Consider the following 18,316-nt stretch of genomic DNA (forward strand, 5'->3'; position numbering starts at 1 on the left):
AACTAGCGTTTAATAATATAAAGTCAACATAAGAAAGGAGAATCCATATGAGCCTTTTAGAAGGTAAGAAAGTCATCATTATTGGTGATAGAGATGGTGTTCCTGGTCCTGCAATTGAAGAAGTAGTAAAGACTGCCGGTGCAGATGTAGTATTTTCTTCAACAGAATGCTTTGTCTGAACTGCCGCCGGTGCAATGGACCTGGAAAATCAAAAGAGAGTTAAGGAATTTGCTGAACAATTCGGACCAGAAAATCTGGTTGTAGTTGTTGGTGCAGCGGAAGCTGAAGCTGCTGGTCTTGCAGCTGAAACCGTTACAGCAGGTGATCCTACTTTTGCAGGCCCATTAACAGGAGTTCAGTTGGGACTCAAGGTATATCATGTTTGTGAAGAAGAAATTAAATCCGAAGTAGATGAAGCAGTTTATGATGAACAAGTTGGCATGATGGAAATGGTACTTGATGTCGATGAAATCGCTTCAGAAATGCAGGGAATCAGAGACGAGTTTACGAAGTACTAATCTCTAAGAGAATGGTGGTGTGGCAGTGGTTATCCTCTGCCTATCACCATTTTTGAGATAAGGCTTTATGTTAATATACTCTTTATAGTAAATTTCATATAAAGAAGCAGCAAAAGCCTATTCCCAACAGGCTCAAAAATACGGATTTCCTTCGGAAACGGTACATTTTTGAACCTGTGCGAATATACGGCTTTGCTACTATTTAACTTTAAATTTACTATATTTATCAGTAGTAAACGAACTTGAAATCAGAAAAGGATGGAAAGCTGTATTCCGGAACGTTTGCTGCTTGTGAAGTTTGTTTACTATAGTAAATTCTTATAAAGAAGCAACAAAAACAGATTTGCTAAAGACTCAAAACGTATCTTTCCAGGGGAACAGTATATTTTTGAGCTTTTATAAATATATGGTTTTGTTACTGTTTAACTTTAGATTTACTATATATATCATATGGAAGCTTCAATTTCAAATAGTATTAAAAAACAATGAGCTATTTAAGCTTAATATATAGTTTATACTAAGCACATTTGAAAAATGATATAAGCGTAAGATTGTAAATCGTTTTTTAAGTGAGCATCTCCTTAAAGTTAGCAAGTATCTTTTTACCTTTGTTAACTATAACCCTTTATTCCATAATAAATAATTGAGGAAGGTTGTGAATTTTTATGAACAGCGTAATAAAAGGTACCTCTTATATTCTCGTTAATACTCCTGATATGATTGTTCAAAACGGAACTACTCAGACTACTGAGAGAGTTGTTAATCCAGGCAGCGAATATTTAAAAGAAATTGATAAGCACATAAGAAGCTATGAAGACGTCGTAAATTATCTTCCAAATCAGGCTTATATCGGAAACGTAACTCCTGAAGAATTAGCTGCAGTTGAAATGCCATGGTATGACAAGCTTATTACAAACGGCGAAAGATACGGCAAATTCGGCGAAATCATGCCTCAGGACGAATTTTTAATTTTAATGCAGGTATGTGACGCATTCGACCTTTTAAAGCTTGAAAAGGGCTTCGTAGCAAGAACAAGAGACGCTTTTGCAAAGCATCCTTTAATGGGCGAAGACGTTGTTGCAAGAATTAAAGAAGGCGTTGAGATTGCTGAAATAAAGAAATTTGTTGAAGAAGAGCATTCAGAGCCTTTATACCATATGGGTGAATTAGTAGGCTATGTTAAAAGAGCCCATGACGTTGACACAAACCTTTCAGCTCATGTAATCCATGAAAACCTTGTTTCCAAGGCTACAAGCGTTCTTGCGCTTCTTCACCTTGTTGAAAAATCAGGTGTTGCTAAAGATGAAATTGAATATGTTATCGACTGTTCCGAGGAAGCTTGCGGCGATATGAACCAAAGAGGCGGCGGTAACTTTGCGAAGGCTGCTGCTGAAATCGCAGGTCTTTCCAAAGCTACAGGCTCTGACACAAGAGGTTTCTGTGCTGCTCCTGCTCACGCTATGGTTCTTGCTGCTTCTCTCGTAAAATCAGGTGCTTATAAGGCAGTTGCCGTTACAGCAGGCGGCTGTACAGCAAAGCTTGGTATGAACGGTAAAGACCACGTTAAAAAGGGCATGCCTGTATTAGAAGACGTATTAGGCGGCTTTGCAGTATTAGTAACTGCTGATGACGGCGTTAATCCCATTGTTAATTTAGACATCTTAGGAAGACATACTGTTGGAACAGGTTCATCACCACAGGCTGTTATTTCTTCACTTGTTGCCGATCCTCTTGAAAGAGCAGGCCTTAAAATAACAGATGTTGATAAATACTCTCCTGAAATGCAGAATCCAGATATTACGAAGCCGGCAGGTGCAGGTAATGTTCCTGAGGCAAACTATAAGATGATCGGCGCTCTTGCTGTTAAGAGAGGCGACATGGAAAAGGCTGAGCTTGCAGGCTTTGCTAAAAAGCACGGTATGGAAGGCTGGGCACCTACACAGGGTCATATTCCTTCAGGCGTTCCATATATCGGCTTTGCAAAAGAAGACATATTAGCAGGAAAAATTAAAAACGCGATGATCGTAGGTAAAGGAAGCCTCTTCTTAGGAAGAATGACAAACCTTTTCGACGGCGTATCTTTCATTATAGAAGCAAACAAAGGTGAAACTCAGCAAGCAGGCGGCGTTTCCGAAGAAGAAATTAAAAACATGATTGCAAAGGCTATGAAAGATTTTGCTTCCAGCTTAATTTCCGAATAGAGGTGAATACATTGAGTAATGTAGAAAAGGTAATTGCTAAGATATTTAACGAGGTAGCTGATGGCCTTTTAACCGGTCAGATGGGAAGCATTCCTAATATAGCCATTACAGGTATAGGCAGCGAGCACGGCGAAGCAGAGGTTATGGCCGGAGCTTTAAGAGCCGCTAAATCCGGTATCAATGTAAGCTATATAGGAAGCCTTCACGAGGATGGCGTAACTACCGTTGAAGTAGAAAACGAAGAAGCTTGCCATAAGAAAATGGACGAACTTCTTGCCAATAAGGAAGTAGACGGAGCAGTAACAATGCACTATCCGTTCCCTATCGGCGTTTCAACAGTAGGAAGAACAATTACACCCGGAACAGGGAAAGAACTTTTTATCGCTACAACAACAGGAACATCTGCTACAGACCGCGTAACGGCAATGGTTAAAAATGCTATTTACGGTATCATAGCAGCGAAAGCCTGCGGAGTTAAAAATCCGACGGTAGGTATTATAAATATAGACGGCGCACAGCAGACTTATAACGCCTTGAAACAGCTTAAAGAAAGAGGCTACGATATAAATTTTGCTGAGTCCAAAAGAGCAGACGGCGGCTGTATTTTCAGAGGAAATGACATTCTTACAGGCGCTGCCGACGTAGTAGTATGCGATTCTCTTACAGGAAACGTACTAATTAAAATGCTTGCTTCCTTCACAACAGGCGGAAGCTATGAAAGCGTTGGCTTTGGATACGGCCCCGGCGTAGGCAAAGGATATGACCAGATCGTTATGATTATCTCCAGAGCTTCCGGCGCACCTGTGATTTCAGGCGCTATCCAGTATGCCGCAGACCTTGTAAGAGGCAATTTCTTCGACATATCCCACAAGGAATTTGAAAAGGCTGAAAAAGCAGGTTTTAATGAAATCCTTGATAAAATAAAGGCTTCCAATAAGCCCGCTGCAAAGGCTGATGAAGCTGAGGTTGTTGCTCCTCCGAAAGAGGTTGTTACAGCTCAGATTTCCGGCATTGAAGTTATGGACCTTGAAGACGCCGTTGCTGCTCTCTGGAAAGCAGGAATATACGCTGAAAGCGGTATGGGCTGTACAGGACCGATTATTTTGGTTCCAGAAGACAAATGCGAAAAAGCAGTGGAAATACTTCAAAAAGACGGCTGGATTACACAATAATTAAAAATGAAAACTACCCGCTCAGCGGGTAGTTTTCATTTTCTGATAAATAGATTTCTATTCCTTTTTTATGAAAAGTTTATACTTATAGTAAATTTAAAGTTAAATAGTAGCAAAGCCGTATATTCACGAAGGCTCAAAAATATACCGTTTCCGAAGGAAATCCGTGTTTTTGAGCCTGATGGGAATAGGCTTTTGCTGCTTCTTTATGATAAATTTACTATTGAATCAATATAAAACAGCAGCATTTTCAATTTGCTTTTCTCTTATTTATGACCCTTTAAGGCCAAATATTTGCGGCGGAATTAAAAGCAAATTAACTATACTATAAAAAGTGATAAAGGCCGTTTTTTGATAGGATAGAGACCGTTTCTTGCCTTTTTAAAGTATAAGACTCTCTTTCGTAAGTTCATAATGACACAGTATGATTTTTGTATTATTTTTTTCTAAAGTATCCTTAGATTTGCCTATAAATTGAAACCCCACCTTTTCCATTACGGCGCCGGAGGCTTTATTTTCTTCTATATGCCTTCCCGTTATTCTTTTAAGGCCTGCCTGATTGAGGCCGTACGCTGCTACGGCTCTTAGGGCTTCTGTCATTATTCCCTTATGCCAAAAGCTTCTGCCGATGCAATAGCCTATTTCCCTTTCCTTTTTCATAATGCCAAGGTCCGTTAAGTCTATAGAGCCTACAGGCTCATTGTTCTCCTTTAGGCATATGGCCCATGCCATATGTTCGGGGCTTTTATATTTTTGTGCCCATGATTTTAAAAGGGATATAGTTTCGTCGATGGTTTTATGAGGGGTCCATGTGAGGTATTTTGTCACTTCGCTGTCATTTGCCCAGTTTCTAAACATAGCTTCTGCGTCGTTTATCTCAAAAGGCCTTAAAATAAGCCTTTCAGTAACTATTGTTTTTGTTCCTGAATGGTTCATGATACCTCCAAATAAATAAGATATAAGATGAATAAAACTAAGCTTTGCTTAGTTTTATTCACGAATACATTTTACGAAGAAAAATGTATGAGCAGGGCTTACCCTATATATAGAGCTAAAACTCGTTAAAGGAATTTTTGTTTTTAATAATATTATACGGATTCTCCTTAGGGTCGAAGGCGCAAATGCCTTTATACTGACAGTAATCGCAGCCTGTGGCGTTTCCTTTTTTAAAGGGCAGGGGAAGTATCCTTCCGCCGATCATATGCCTGCCTATTTCTTTGGCCTTTTCTACAGAGTAATCCATGGCTTTTTTAAAGGTGTTTTCATCGGCTATGGCACCGGATCTGCTTGTGTATTCCCCCTTGGCATTTTTGTTTACGGAAATTACGGGAGAGGACTTCTCTATACTGTTATCCAATGCTTCTATTACTGTGCTTTCCCCCAATATAAGGCCGCTCATTTTAAATTGCTCCAATATGAATTTTTCAATATTATCAGGAGAAATTTTTTCATTATATTCAATCACAGGGTCATTTATTCTAAAATAAAATATTCCCCCCGGGAGCATTTCGGTTTCAATATTAAAAAGGGCCTTTGCGTTTTTAATGAGGCTATTGATATAAAGAAGCAATTGCAGCTGCATTCCGTAATAGATATCTGTGGGGTTAAAGGCCTTGCTTCCTGATTTATAGTCTATGATTTTAACATATACCTTACCGTCGCTTTTTAGCAGGTCTACTCTGTCTATTCTTCCCGTAAGCATTAGGATATGCTTTTCGCTAAGTTCTATTTTTATTCCCGTTAAGGGGCTTTTTATTCCAAAGTCTATTTCTGCGCCGTAAGGCTTAAAGCTTCCTCTTTTTAAATGAAGGCTTAATGCCCATATGGATTTTCTGGCTGTTCTTTCGGCTCTCTGAAGAGCATAGGTGGCAGGGGCATCATTAAGGAATATATCGCTTTTAAAGTTATTTTTTACAATGCTTATGGCTTTATTTGTATATAGGTCGATATCCCTTTGATTGAGGCTGCCCCATTCCATATTATTTTCAAAAATAAGCCGTGAAAATTCTTCCAGTATACTGTGGAAGAGGTTTCCCATATCAAGGCTTCTTACCTGATATTCACTTCTTTCCTTAAGACCCAGATTATATTTTGCGAAAAAGGCAAAGGGGCATTCAGCGTATTTTTCAAGCCTTGAAACACTGGTTTTAATTTCCCTTGGATAAAGCATTTCTGTGGTTTCAGGGCTTAGGCTTTCATGGCCTTTTGAATGGGCTATTTCCTTTATTTTCTTTATATAGCTTGCGTATTTTGTATTGTTTTCATACCACTCAATAAGGGCTTTATAAAGGCTGTTTATATTTTTCTCTTTTAAACTGTTCTGTATTCCCAATGCCGCCTTTTCAAGCATGGGCTCAGGAAGGGAGATGAATTCTTCTCCTGAATAATCCAGGTTTGTGTCTTCAAAAAGCTTCTCTATCCGTGAAATAACGAAAGAGGAAAACATTGCCTTGCCTTCTAAGTCAGAGGAAGGGTAGGAGAGGATTAAAAGCTCCGTTGCCCTTGCAAGCACGGAATAAATCAGGAAATTATCATTTTGCATTGCCTGAAAACTATCCGGTGCAAGCTCTATACCCTTTTCAGAAAGGGAGGCTCTGTCCTTATCACCTAAAATGCCGTCGTCCTTTTTTACCTTGGGAAATTCGTTTTCCAGTACACCAAGAACAATCAAAGCCTTTATTTCATCTAAACGGCTTCTGTAAATATCGCCGAATATAACTCTGTCTCTAACGGGAGGGATTGCTCCCGTATCTCTTGATAAAATACCTGTTTCAAATATTTCAAAAAACTGAGAAAGGTCCATTTGAATGTCACCGAAAATATCTGAAATTTTATCAAGGACCTGACATAAATTTTCCCATGCGCCCAGATGTTTTTTCATAAGAGGCTTGTCGTCTTTATTATAAGCTTCTTCATAAAGAGCTTCCATGCTTTCTTTCACATTCAGCTCCTTAAGCATATGATATAGCCTTAAAGTAAATTCATTTCCAGTAAGAGCTGTTTTTTTGCTCATGCCCTCGGCAAAATAATTGATATATTTACATGCTTCATTCTTTAGCTCATGAATCTTATCCTTATTAAATAAAGAGTCTTTTGAAAAGCCGTAGAGCCATTCAGGAAGGCGCCATTTATAGCCCTTTATGCCATAGGCGATAACGTAATTTTCAAGGATGTCAATATCATCTTTATTCATGGGAATAAGCCCTGATTTTAAGAAACGGAATATGCTTTCATAAGACCAGTCTCTTGCCGGAATTTCCACGGCGGCTCTTACAAGCTCTATAAGAGGGTGGGCGGATATATCCATACGGGAATCTATGAAAAATGAGATGTGATAGCTTTTAAATATGCTTTCAACCATATTTTCATAAGCCTTCATATCGGCCGCTAAGATTGCAATGTCACAATATTGATAGCCTTTATCGCGGACAAGCTCTATGATTTTATCGGCGGCCATGGAAACCTCATCGTAACGGGTTAAGGCCCTGTAGATTTTTACTCTCTTATTCTCCCCTGTAAATCTCACCGGCCTGTAATTAAAATAATTTTTCTCAAGAAAAAGCAAATCAGGGGCATCTTTAAGCCTGATACAGTCCTTCAAAAGAAGAGGAGAAAGTATTTTTATGCCTTCTTTTGAACAAATATCTGTAAGTTTGTTTACGGCTCTTTTAATCTCAAAGAATATATCGTTCTGCTTTAAATCCCTATAATATAAATCCCCTGTTCTAACTGTAAGGCTGATGCTTACTTTTTCGGCTTTTTTTAATAAAGATGAGATTACTTTGTACTCCTGAGGGGTAAAACCTGAAAAATTATCAATCCATATATAAGCGCCTTCTATAAAATCCAGCTGATTTATATTGACGGCTAAAATATCCAAGGCTTCGTCCATGGAGATATAATTATTTTCTATATAGCTTAAATAGGAGGAATATATCAGGGCAATATCCGATAGTTTAATATCCTCAGGCTGATTTTTACGGGAGGAATCTAAAAGATCGTTGGGGCTTATGCTGTACTGGTGAAATTCTTTTATTAAATCGCATATTTTATCGATAAACCCGGGGGTAATATTCGTATTTTTAAAAAATTTAAGCTCATTTTTATGGATGTTTAATATTTTTCGAATGAGCATTGCTTTTGCAGTATCGTCCAGGCTTTTTTGAGATTTTATTCCCGTCTGGCTGAACATATGGTATGCAAGCCGCTGAAAGCTTAGCACCTGAATATTCATGATAACCTTGTTTTTGGATTTTTCCGCAAGTTTCCGTTCGGCTTCCAGAGAAAACTGCTCAGGGACGATATAAATAATGTTTTTAAATTTATCCTCAGAAAGAGAAAGCATCTCTTTGAAGCATTCTTCAGTTTTTCCTGTTCCGGCTCCTCCGAAAATATATTGCATTTTCATTAAAACACCTTTTTCTATAGTATAAAGACTTAATTTAAAATCAAGGTCCATATTCCAATAATTACGAGAAAACGCAAATGCGTTTTCTCTTTCTCAATTATAAAGTAAATAGCTGCAAAAGTATAGTTTATACTCACTGAACTTAAAAACGAGTACAAGCGCAAGCTTACGTAGTAAAACAATTTAATTACGGTAAGAAAAACCCTATATTTTGAATAGCTTAATATAAGCGATTCTATATATTTAAGCCGTTTATAAAAAATAAATTTTTGTTACTGCATTAAAACTGTTTTACTGTAAATCGTTTTTTAGTCTGCCGCCCTATAGGGTTACTAAACTTATTTTAAAGTTTAGCAACTATATGAATAATTTAGGTTTTGCCCTAATAAAATATAACATGTTTAATTATAAGGAGGTTCTTCATAATGGGCGGAACTAAAATAATAGTGCTTAAATTAAAGGAGATAATTAAAACCGCATTAATCGTCATTGCCGGTATTATTCTTATACTCCTGCTTATTAAGTTTTTCCTGCCGAAAGATAAAGACAATGCCGGGGAAAGTGTAAGATACATGCCGGGTACATATACTGCAGAGATTTATTTAAGCAAAGGTAGCGCTGATGTGGAGGTTACTGTTTCGGAAGATAAGATAACAAAGGTTGCACTTAAGAATATCGATGAGAGCCAGGAGGTTTTTTATCCTCTTCTTAAGCCTACTATGGAAATTATAGCCTCTGAAATACTTGAAACCCAGTCTCTTACAGTAGACATACCATCGGAAAACACGGTAACGGGACAGGTGCTTGTAGGAGCAATAGAAGAAGCCTTGGAAAAGGCCAAGCAGAATTAAAGTACATAAATAAAGTAAAATATAGCCCATTTACTTTTATTCCGACAGAAGTAAGAGGCTTTAAAAGGCTTAGGCTAGAGCAAAAATAAATTGACATGTTATTTGTATTCACAAGTATAATCATTTAAAACAAATACCGCCTGTTAGGCTGGTGCGATAAAGAAGGTCCGAAGAATTTTCTTCGGACCTTCTTTATCGCAAATACTTATTCGAGAGGCCTACGTTCATGAGGCACTGGATCATCTGTAAACCCGATGAGATAATCTACACTTGTATTGTAATAATAAGACAGCTTAATAAGAACTTTAACTGGAATCTTTGTTTTTCCATTTTCGTAGTTTGAATATGTACGCTTTGTTACGCCAATATAATTGGCTATTTGCGTCTTTGTGTAATTGTACTGCTCTCGCAACTCTTTTAAATGTATTTCTTGTAACTGCAATTGCTCTGCTAAATCTTGCTGTGAAAGCGTTTTCCCCTTCCGAAACAATGAAGCTTTAGGGCTGAGATTTAATGAGCCATCTTCATTTTTACTTTTAAACATAAATATTCTCCTTTTTGACATTAGTGTTTATCATATTAACTAGTATAGAACACAATCGAATGGCAGTTGACCTTCACTAAATGTCAAATGAGAAAAAATATGAAATTTATAGATTTAAACAAAAATATGATTCAGCAAATAGAAAGCCGCCAACGTTTTGTAACAGATATCGAACTTAGAGCATTTTCAAATTTCTTTGATATTACAGTCGATGAGCTTATACAGGACGATAGCATATAAGGCTATAGTAAATTCCTCATAAAGAAGGAAAAAAGCCGATTCCTTAAGGAATCAGCTTTCCTTCAGAAACAGCATATTTTAAATCCTCATGAATATATGGCTTTGTTACGGTTTGCTTATATATAGGTTGGTCTAGATAAGCTAATTCAGTACAGTTAAAAACCGCCCTGTGGGGGCGGTTTTGGTTTGTAATATAATTAAGCAAATAAATAATCTATGCAAAGCATTACGATAAACCCTGCAATTAATGAATAGGTCGCCTGATTTTCATATCCGTGGCTGTGGGTATCGGGAATCATTTCATGGCTTATGACAAAGAGCATGGTACCCCCTGCAAAAGCCAATATAAAGGGCAGGATAACGGCAGACACGCTTATTGCTGCATAACCTATAAGCGTTCCTAAAACCTCTGTAAGGCCTGTTATAAGGGCTATAATCATGGCTCTTTTACGGTCAAGACCGGCAGCGATAAGAGGGATTATAGTAATCATTCCTTCAGGGATATTTTGAAGGGATATACCGATGGCTATGGATAAGGCATTGCCAATATTATCACCTGTGAAGCTTACGCCTACGGCAAGGCCTTCAGGGAAATTATGTATGGCTATGGCTAGAAGAAATAATATTACTTTGTCGAGGCTTTCCCTGTTTCCGGTGTCTGCCAGGGAAGGCTCTATGTAATTATGGATATGGGGAACAGCTTTATCAAGAATCGTAATGAAAAAAGCGCCTGCGGCTATTCCTGCAATAGTTGCAAAAAGGGTTGAATTCGGCTGCTCCATAGAAGGAATAATTAAGCTGAATACTGTTGCTGCAAGCATGATACCTGCGGCAAAGCTTAAAATGATATCATTCATTTTATGGGTGATTTTTTTAATGGGAAAAGACAATAAGGAGCCTATAAATGTGGACATTCCAACTCCTACGCCTGTTAGCAATACATTTGTAAACATATAAGGCTTAATTCCTTTCTTTAGATTAAAATTTGAGCAATAGTTTATGCCATTATCCATATAGTTACAGTAAATTTAAATAGAACAGCAGCAAAACCGTATATTCATGTAGGCTCAAAAATGTACTGTTTTCGAAGGAAATCCGTGTTTTTAAGTCTTTAATGAATCAGTTTTTATTACTACTTTATAAGAAATTTACTATAAAAACCTAAAACAGCGGAAAGGAAGCTTAAAACAATAGAAAATTAAGCTTTTAAGCTTCCCTTTGCTATATTTAATATTTTATCTATATTGGCATTTTAATTACAGCTTTAATATTATTCAATAATCGGCGGAACCTCAGTTTCCTCAACAGGAGTTTCATGATTAGGCGTATCTGAAGGAATTTCAGGAACCGCTTCCGGCGGGGTTTGGGTTGTGCTTTGAGGAACCTCTGAAGGCTCTTCCTCAGGCGACTTAGGAGCCTCAGGGCCTATTCCTACCCGAATTATGGAACGGCGGGGCTTGTAATAACTTAAATTAACCTTTTCTCTGGCTATTTCCTTATCGTTTTCATAAACTATTTTGTATAAATTATATTTTGTGCCTGCAAGGGCTTCTACCTTAACTTCCTTTTGACCAAGGGGAAGCTCTTCCGTCTCTACGACTTCTTCAGCAGGAGGGGGAACGGTTTCCACAAGGGTATTGTAAAATTCAAGCCTGCGGCCTTCGTTATGTATTTCGTATCCATAAACGTTTACAGTAAGGATATTTCCGGTAATATCTGTTTCTATAGTAACAGGATAATCCGTATTATTCTTAAATTTCAGGTCAATGTAATCTCCCGCAAGAGTAGCATCGTAAGCTGCAGGAACGTATCCCACCCTCTGAGAGTGGTTTTGCCTTTCTACGATGTCAAGTTCGGCATAGAGCAGGGCAATATAAAGAGTCGAGGAAACCTGGCAAACGCCTCCGCCCATTCCGTCTTCAAGAACGCCCCCGATGATTACAGGAGCCATGGAATAGCCGTTTGCGACGGTCATTTCCCCAAAGGCAGCGTTCGTTGAAAATACTTCTCCCGGATAAACTACGTAATCATTTATTTTATCTGCGGCAGTGTATATATTTTGATTCCTTCCGGCAGCACCGCCGGCGATTTTCGTTTGATAAGTGCCTATAAGCTGAGTAGCCTTTCGGAAGCTTTCCTCCGTATATTGGGCTTCAACAGGCGCTGTAGGAACAGACATGCTGCCGCCTTTTTTGCTGTCTAAAAACTCAACCATAGCTTTTACGGCATCTTCTTCCACTACTTTTATTCCGGCAATTTCAGGCGTAGTTATAAACACGCCGTTTTCTCTTTTCAAAGAAGCATTTACAGGCTCTTTGTTTATGGCTTCTGATAATGCGGAAGCCTTTTCCTTTACGGAATTTAAGTCATAAGCATATTCTGCCGTTAGTTTAAGAGGATTCTCAACAAGGTTGTTTATTTTTTCAAGCCTTTCCTTGGGCTCGCCTTTCCTTCCGTATTCAAAAGCAGCATTTACGGCAGATTCTATATCGTATTGGGCTTTAAAATCTGTAAATATATATTCAAAAAGGTCGTTTCCGTGTGAAAAGCCTATTTTTTCTTCAGAAAAAGTTTTATTCAGCTCATTTTCAAGCTTTGTTAAGGCTTCGTCCTTTTTTAATCCCCCTATATTGATATCATTTATGTAAATATTATCGTAGATTGTATCTGTTTCAGCGATTTTAATTTCTTCCGCTTCTTTATCTGATTTAATATCGTTAACTACCTCACAGCTTACAATTACCAGAGAGGTAAGAGCCAGCATTAAAAACGCGATGCTTACGGGAAGCATAAAAGAGCGTTTTTCTTTTCTCCTCTTTTTTGTTCTATTACTATTGGGCATTGACACTCTCTCCTTAAAATTCATAGTCCAAAAGCCTTCAGGCTATGAAAGTTCACATTATCATTCATACATTTTCCTTTGGAAAATATATTCATTAGTAACATCAAGCAAAGCTTGATGTTAAAGCTTTATATATTAATCCTAGGTTTGTAATTCATACATTTTCCTTCGGAAAATATATTCATTAATAACATCAAGCAAAGCTTGATGTTAAAGCTTTATATATTAATCCTAGGTTTGTAATTCATACATTTTCCTTCGGAAAATATATTCATTAATAACATCAAGCAAAGCTTGATGTTAAAGCTTTATATATTAATCCTAGGTTTGTAATTCATACATTTTCCTTCGGAAAATATATTCATTAATAACATCAAGCAAAGCTTGATGTTATTAACATTATATATTATGAATATGATAAACACAATAACACAAGTTTAAAGTCGTGCTGGGTTTATTTTACATTAATTAAAATAAAAAGGGATATCCCCTGTGTCTTAAAAGTGCATAAAGCCGTATTGATATTAAGCGGACTTAGAAAAATATACAAGCGTAAATTTATGAATCTTTTTCAAGTTAGTATCCCCCTGCAATTATTAAACTTATTTTTAAGTTTGGTACCCATAGAAGTAAATTTTTTAAAAGCATAAAACTGGCAATTCATATTAATTGATATTCATTATCAATTAATTTCGGGTAAAAAAACAGCAGAGAAACGACTTATCAAGGGAAGCTTTATCCGGCTTAGCCGGATAAAGCATATAGCATTGTCTGCTCTGCTGAGGTTAAGCAATTGGCTTAATATAAATATTGAGAGGCAAGGGTTGAAATCACAGCATCTGTACCAAGCTCAATACCGTATTTGTCATTTGCTGTGTATACGGAATATACTTGACCTGTATATTGGTCAATCCAGAGCCTTTGACTGTCTTTAACATCTAAAACGATTGACCAGTATCTTCCGAGAACAAGACCTTCGCTTTTAAAAGCAAGGTTTTTTTCCATATAGCTTCTTGTAAATACCATCTGGTTTGGAACCCATTCGATATTATCGAAGAAAGAAGATGCTTTTGCAAGGGCCTGGCTTTCATCTATAGTTGATTTTGAGCCTTTGCTTTCAACGTTTATTATAGGGATAAAGGGGTCGTTTCCTTCTTTAAAGTAAACATCTGTATTGAGGTTTTCTGCAACAAATCTTATGGGAACATAAGTAGAATCATTTATGATCTGGGCAGGAACATCTAATGTTACGCTTTGACCGTCTACAGTGGCCTCTGAATCGCCTATGTACATTTCGATTTTCGCGCTTCCTTCAATGGTGACCTTCTTCATAGCAGGATTCCATGAAACCTCTGCGTTCAGATTTTCGCTTACGACTCTTACAGGTACGAGAGTTGTTCCTTCAAGATTAACAGGGTAGAAACCGGATATTAAATCTCCGTTTATCATAAGAAGGCCGTATACGTATCTTGTTCCCTGGCTTTCGATGTTCTGGCTTTCTCCGTTAGGGAAGGTAACAGAATTAAAGCTTAAGTTTGAGCTTCCTGATAAGGCGCCTTTAAAGTCCGGGCTTTTTCCTGCAGGAAATACGCCTGCATATACTTCGTTGATATTTTCTTTGTTTATGGCGGAGAAGCTTATGCTTACCATATCTAAAATTTCTGTCTGAAGCTTATCGTATTGCTCCTTTGTTACTTCTTTGTTATAGAAGAAATATAAGGAATCCCAATCGTCCATATCTTCTGTTTTGTATCTTCTTGTTTTGAATATTTCATCAGATTGGTTCAGGCCCTTCTCCTGATCATAGACTACATAGTACATGCCTGATGTATTTGTGTAGGAAATCACAAAACCTTCTGTATCGAGGTTTCTGTAGAAAGCGCTTCCGCCTACAAAGGACCTTTCAGTAACTGCGGCGCCATTTTTCAATCTTACGATTTTATAGGCCTTGCCGTCATTTCCGCCTTTTAAGAAAAGCTCTGGTATGCCGTCATTTTCAATATCATAGAGAGCAAAGCTTGTGTAATTCGATTTTTGCTCTTGAATTTTTGACAATTCATCGTCAAGATATTTCGTAAAAGCATCAGGCCAATTTAAGCTGTAGGCGAATGCGGTATAAGAAAAGGTGCCTGTGAGAATAAGGGCCAGGGTTAACACTGCCGCTGCAAGTCTCTTCATAATTCAACATCTCCTTTGTTTTTGATAATTGTAATCAAATTAACATAACATATGTAAAGATATTTTTAATTACAATTTTCAATTTTACTGGATTTTATTAATACAAAAAGTCACGAACTTAGAGAACAGAGCAGCTGTGATTTAAAGATGCTCTGTGAACTTAGTGAGTGACGTTCAGATTGCTTTGCAATCTGAATTTTGTTGATAAAAACTAATTATATAAATGAATTAGTTTACAAATATGATACCATAATTTGCATGGACATAATATTATATTTATATTACATTTGAATTTGTTTTATAAATTAAGCTTCTATTTGTGTTAAACTAAACTATTTTTTCAAAGAAAATATTAGTGCCGTTTATAAAGTTGTTAATGTCCTTTGCATTTTCGCATAGTTCAAGGCCTATAAGGACTTTTGCATATAAGTTTTCAAAAGAGATATCATAGGCAAGGTTTACATTGCAGTCGGAGGCAAGATTCGTAACGGATTCATAATGGTCGCCTTGAGAGCTTATTTCCGCAATAAACAAAGGAATATTGTTCTCTGCAAGTTTATCTATCAGCTTATTGATTGAATTGTCGGGATAGTTTTTTTCGGTGAAAAATGTTCCTGAATGGTATACCCCGTAAACAACGGCATCAATGTTGTTGCTGAAATTATAAAAATCATGCCGCATTCCCACATAGGGGTATATGAGGATAACTCGCTTATTAAGCTTAATGACCTTATCTTTATAAGGGCATTCCAAGGCATTTATTTCTTCTGCTGTGGGATTAAGGGGGTCATTATTGTAAACAAAAACCCTGTTCACGATTCTTCCGAAATAAACATTCTTAAAGCTGTCATAGTTGTCTACCACCTGATCCATCTGCTTTACTCTTGAACCGAGATGTACTTCAACCTTTCCTTCATGATTTTTATAAATTACATATACGCCCTGAACATTTACGCTGAATATAAAATCCAGAGCAGCGGCAAAATTATCCACGCCATTTGACTGAGGAAGGTCAAGAGGGTGGTTACTTGATACGAAAATAATAGGGACTTTTTTACATGAGAACAAAAGGCTTATTATATTTGCCGTATATGCGAGAGTATCTGTGCCGTGGGTAATAATTACGCCCTTATATTTGCTGAAATCTACTTTATACATAGCATCGAGAAAAGTGTTTAAAAGCTCCATGTTTAAATTTTCGCTTAAAGTAAATATAGGCCTTATAATTTCAAATTCAATATTATGGTCTTCTACTCTTTCTAAAACTCTGCCGTATTGGTATACCTGCTTTGAATTGTCGTAATTGCTTAAAGTGCGGATTGATGAAATAGAGCTTGTAGCAAAGGTGCCGCCTGTTTCAACTACTAAAACCTTATTTTTCATTGGTAAATCCTCCCGTATTTATACTCAAATCATCAAAAAACCGTAAATCATATGAAGCAGGAAAAGCCATCTGCTTTATATAATCAAACCGGATATATAGTAAAACAGTTTTTAAGGCAGGAACATAAACCTATTTTTCATAAACGGCTTCATATAATAGAAACGCTTATATGAAGCCATTCAAATATACGGTTTTCGTTACTGTAATCAAATTATTTTACTATAAGTGTAACCTGTTTAAAATTCGTATGTATTATAACATTTTTACTATGAGATATAAAGCCTATAAATAAAAGACTTAGGCTATAATTAAAAATCGTAATTTAATAAACTAAAAATAATAATATATTACAGTAATTTACTTAAATCAGATAAATATCAGATTAATGGCTGTTTCTGAAAATTGTTCCTGATTAAATTGTGCTAAGAATAAATTTCTAAGTTATTTAATTAGGTTGCTATAAATAAAATAAATTTATAAAAAGAACAGTAAAAACAAATACTATGAATATTAAGGGTCCTATCCATTCCACAGGGTAAATATTTTTAGGGGGCAGTTTTTATGTCTAAAGAAAAATACGAGAATTTATACATAAAGACCTTTGGAAACTTCGATATTAAATATTCAGGCAAAACAATATTTATAAAAAAGAGAAATCAGGCAAAGCTTGAAGCCATACTTCAATATCTTGTGCTGAATAACGGAAAAGCCATCAATCCCGTAAAAATAATAGAGGATATATGGCCCGAAAATGATTATACGGATTATAAAAAGGTGCTTCAAACATATGTATACAGAATTAAGAACTTTTTATCCGGTGAAAATTATTTCGGAAAAGACTTTTCCCCCAATCTTTCAATCACAAATGTAAAAGGCGATTACAGGCTGGATTTTTTAAAGGGAGTAATTCTTGATGAGAACATTTTTGAAGATATTACTAAAGAAATAAAAGAAGAGGACGATTGTAATAAGCTTATCCTTATTGCAGATAAGTTAAGGGATATTTATGAAGGCGAATACATGGCAGGCTTCTACAATGAATATCTTGTTTTAAGAAAAAGGAATTTTTACAGGCAGCTTTATTCTGCTTCCATAACGATTCTTTTAAATAAGCTTTATGACGGAAAAATATTTGACAGTGAAATCATACGGCTATGTGAAGCTTTTTTTACAATAGATGATATCGATGAGGATGTTAATCTGATATTTCTGAAAACGCTTATAAGGTCCAATAACAGAAGCCATGCGAAAAGACATTTTGATTATATCAGTGTTAAAATGAATGAGGTGCTGGGGATAACCCCTGGAAGAAGCATAACAGACCTTTTCAAGAAGGAAGAAAAAGAAGAAACAGACTATGCTTTCCAGAAAACAGGCAGTTTAGTTTTGAGCAGAGAAGATCTCGACAGAATTATAGAAGAAAGAATTGCCGAAAGGCTAAGGCCTGAAAATCCGATATATACCATGCTCAAAGTAGAAATTACAGGCAATATAGATTATATTCCCGAAGAAAGCATTGCGTCTTTATTCCAAGGTTCTTTAAGAAAAAACGATGTTTATGCCGTAATAGATGGCTTAAATTTTATTCTTATGCTTTACAGAGTTAATTATGACGCAGTGCCAATCGTTAAATTAAGGATTATTGAAAGAATAAGCAAGCTTTTTAAAGAAGAAGAAGTTAAATTAAATATTAACGTATATCCTACCACTACCATAGGATGATTTTTAAATGTAAGGTTTTTGAGTGCGAAATGCAGTATATAGATACTGCATTTTTTTGCGGAGGATTTTATGTAAATTCACAAAATAATTGCTTTAAAAGCGTAAAACCCTTTACATTTATACAAAAAAATTTCAAGAAAATGGTATGGACTTCCTTATTTATTCTAATATTCGGATTTATAGATGTATTGTCTTTAGCTAACACATGATTGAATGGCCATAAATTTTTATATGAAGCTGAAATAAGTGCGAAATG

The 18,316-nt window shown here is 36.4% G+C and carries 12 protein-coding genes; 5 read left to right on the plus strand and 7 right to left on the minus strand.

Translation table 11 applies throughout. The features are described 5' to 3' along the window. Positions 1 to 47 precede the first annotated feature (47 nt). The 3 genes from grdA to grdD all read left to right on the plus strand — a co-directional run bounded on the left by grdA (position 48) and on the right by grdD (position 3,891). The gene (gene grdA / locus NBX03_RS03820; protein ID WP_250229450.1) at positions 48 to 518 is read left to right on the plus strand and encodes a glycine/sarcosine/betaine reductase complex selenoprotein A; all 471 of its coding nucleotides are present in this window, start codon (positions 48 to 50) and stop codon (positions 516 to 518) included. A gap of 665 nt (positions 519 to 1,183) precedes the next feature. After that, positions 1,184 to 2,719: a glycine/sarcosine/betaine reductase complex component C subunit beta gene (grdC, locus tag NBX03_RS03825; protein WP_250229451.1), complete on the plus strand. Its 1,536-nt coding sequence runs from the start codon at positions 1,184 to 1,186 to the stop codon at positions 2,717 to 2,719. An 11-nt stretch (positions 2,720 to 2,730) separates the two neighbouring features. Next, positions 2,731 to 3,891: a glycine/sarcosine/betaine reductase complex component C subunit alpha gene (grdD, locus tag NBX03_RS03830; protein ID WP_250229452.1), complete on the plus strand. Its 1,161-nt coding sequence runs from the start codon at positions 2,731 to 2,733 to the stop codon at positions 3,889 to 3,891. Positions 3,892 to 4,272: 381 nt separating this feature from the next. Here the strand turns inward: grdD and NBX03_RS03835 are convergent, their stop codons facing one another. Together NBX03_RS03835 and addB are read right to left on the minus strand one after the other, a co-directional pair. Then, entirely contained in the window at positions 4,273 to 4,827 is a 555-nt protein-coding gene (locus NBX03_RS03835; protein WP_250229453.1) for a GNAT family N-acetyltransferase, read from the minus strand. A gap of 115 nt (positions 4,828 to 4,942) precedes the next feature. Further along, positions 4,943 to 8,299, minus strand: coding sequence for a helicase-exonuclease AddAB subunit AddB (addB, locus tag NBX03_RS03840; protein ID WP_250229454.1), 3,357 nt, complete (start codon positions 8,297 to 8,299; stop codon positions 4,943 to 4,945). Positions 8,300 to 8,724: 425 nt separating this feature from the next. Here addB and NBX03_RS03845 point away from each other — a divergent pair, with 425 nt between their 5' ends. Continuing rightward, entirely contained in the window at positions 8,725 to 9,150 is a 426-nt protein-coding gene (locus tag NBX03_RS03845; protein WP_250229455.1) for an FMN-binding protein, read from the plus strand. Positions 9,151 to 9,355: 205 nt separating this feature from the next. On the opposite strand, the gene NBX03_RS03850 is transcribed toward NBX03_RS03845, so the two are convergent. The 5 genes from NBX03_RS03850 to NBX03_RS03870 form a co-directional block, all read right to left on the minus strand. Then, positions 9,356 to 9,694 carry a helix-turn-helix domain-containing protein gene (locus NBX03_RS03850; RefSeq protein WP_250229456.1) on the minus strand — a complete coding sequence of 113 codons (339 nt, stop codon included), beginning with the start codon at positions 9,692 to 9,694 and terminating at the stop codon, positions 9,356 to 9,358. A gap of 437 nt (positions 9,695 to 10,131) precedes the next feature. Then, entirely contained in the window at positions 10,132 to 10,848 is a 717-nt protein-coding gene (locus tag NBX03_RS03855) for a ZIP family metal transporter (protein WP_250229457.1), read from the minus strand. 356 nt (positions 10,849 to 11,204) lie between these two features. After that, positions 11,205 to 12,776: a VanW family protein gene (locus NBX03_RS03860; protein ID WP_250229458.1), complete on the minus strand. Its 1,572-nt coding sequence runs from the start codon at positions 12,774 to 12,776 to the stop codon at positions 11,205 to 11,207. Positions 12,777 to 13,574: 798 nt separating this feature from the next. After that, a complete protein-coding gene (locus NBX03_RS03865; RefSeq protein WP_250229459.1) occupies positions 13,575 to 14,954 on the minus strand; it encodes a copper amine oxidase N-terminal domain-containing protein in 1,380 nt (459 codons plus the stop codon). 327 nt (positions 14,955 to 15,281) lie between these two features. Then, on the minus strand, positions 15,282 to 16,337 hold the full coding sequence (locus tag NBX03_RS03870; protein WP_250229460.1) for an asparaginase domain-containing protein: 1,056 nt from the start codon (positions 16,335 to 16,337) through the stop codon (positions 15,282 to 15,284). 562 nt (positions 16,338 to 16,899) lie between these two features. Here NBX03_RS03870 and NBX03_RS03875 point away from each other — a divergent pair. After that, the gene (locus NBX03_RS03875; RefSeq protein WP_250229461.1) at positions 16,900 to 18,060 is read left to right on the plus strand and encodes a hypothetical protein; all 1,161 of its coding nucleotides are present in this window, start codon (positions 16,900 to 16,902) and stop codon (positions 18,058 to 18,060) included. The last annotated feature ends 256 nt before the right edge of the window (positions 18,061 to 18,316 follow it).

The sequence above is a fragment of the Anaeropeptidivorans aminofermentans genome, from assembly GCF_940670685.1.
GTDB classification, from domain to species: domain Bacteria; phylum Bacillota; class Clostridia; order Lachnospirales; family UBA5962; genus Anaeropeptidivorans; species Anaeropeptidivorans aminofermentans.